Source organism: Falsiroseomonas sp. (assembly GCF_030695085.1).
In the GTDB taxonomy this organism is placed as follows: Bacteria; Pseudomonadota; Alphaproteobacteria; order Acetobacterales; family Acetobacteraceae; genus Falsiroseomonas.
Genome location: NZ_JAUYTS010000092.1, coordinates 1 through 1,054 on the forward strand (window position 1 = coordinate 1; position 1,054 = coordinate 1,054).

The window sequence follows — 1,054 nt, forward strand, 5'->3', positions numbered from 1 at the left end:
ACGCCGCCGTCCACGCCCTGTCGCGCGCGGGCACGGTGTACGATCTGGAGGATGAACCCTCCATCGCCGCCGCGGCCGCGAAGGTCGCCGGGGGACCGGCGCCCGCGCTGGTGTTTGTGGCCACCGGGGTGCTGCACCACGGGTTCGAGCCCGAGCGCAGCTGGCGCGCGCTGGACGCCGATCATCTGCTGCGGGACTACCGGATCAACGCCGTCGGCCCGGCGCTGGTGGCCAAACATTTTCTGCCGCTGCTGCCGCGGGATCGACGGGCCGTGTTCACGGCCCTGTCGGCGCGGGTCGGGTCGATCGGCGACAACCGGCTGGGCGGCTGGCACAGCTATCGGGCGTCCAAGGCGGCGCTGAACATGCTGTTGCGCAATCTGGCGGTTGAGGCCGGGCGGACGCATCCGCAGGCGGTGATCGCCGGGCTGCATCCGGGGACCGTCGACACGGGCCTGAGCGCGCCGTTCCAGAAGGGGGTGCAGCCGGAGAAGCTGTTCACGGCGGCGTATTCGGCCGAACGGCTGTTGGCGGTGCTGGATGGACTGACGCCGACGGACAGTGGCGGCGTCTTCGCCTGGGACGGGGCGCGGATTCAGGAGTGAGCGCTCAGCCGGGTGTGTCGTCCTCCGCCTCGGCGTCGCCGGCGGGATTGAGCAGTTCCTCGGCGGCGTCGTTGGTGCTGCGGCCCGGGGCCGGCCGGGCGACCGGCGCATCGACGGCAGCCTTGCCGGAGCCTCGCAGCCCCAGCGCCTGAAACGCCTCGTCGCCCTCGCGGCCGAAGATGCTGCGCAGGCGCAGGTCGGTCTGGGGGAAGGGCACCTCGATCCCGGCCTCGTCGAGGGCGTCGGCGATCAGCCAGGTGTAGGCGGCGTGCATGCCGGCGGGGCGTTTGACCGCCGCCTGGGTCGGCCAGACCAGCAGTTCGAAATCCAGCCCGCTTTCGCCGAAGCCGACCAGCCAGACCTGGCTCTTGCGGGTCTCGGTCTCGGGCAGGGTGAAGGGGCTGGCGCGGGCCGCGGCGAGGACGGCGTCGCGCACCCGGGACCGGTCG

General features: G+C 72.7%; 1 protein-coding gene and 1 pseudogene. One reads left to right on the forward strand and one right to left on the reverse strand.

The window, feature by feature from the left end:
- Positions 1 to 605 (forward strand): SDR family NAD(P)-dependent oxidoreductase (locus Q8S40_RS11310; RefSeq protein WP_305670482.1); only part of this gene is annotated, 605 nt, incomplete at its 5' end.
- Positions 606 to 609: 4 nt separating this feature from the next.
- On the opposite strand, the pseudogene Q8S40_RS11315 reads toward Q8S40_RS11310, so the two are convergent.
- Positions 610 to 1,054, reverse strand: a pseudogene (locus Q8S40_RS11315) (hypothetical protein); the annotation flags it as partial.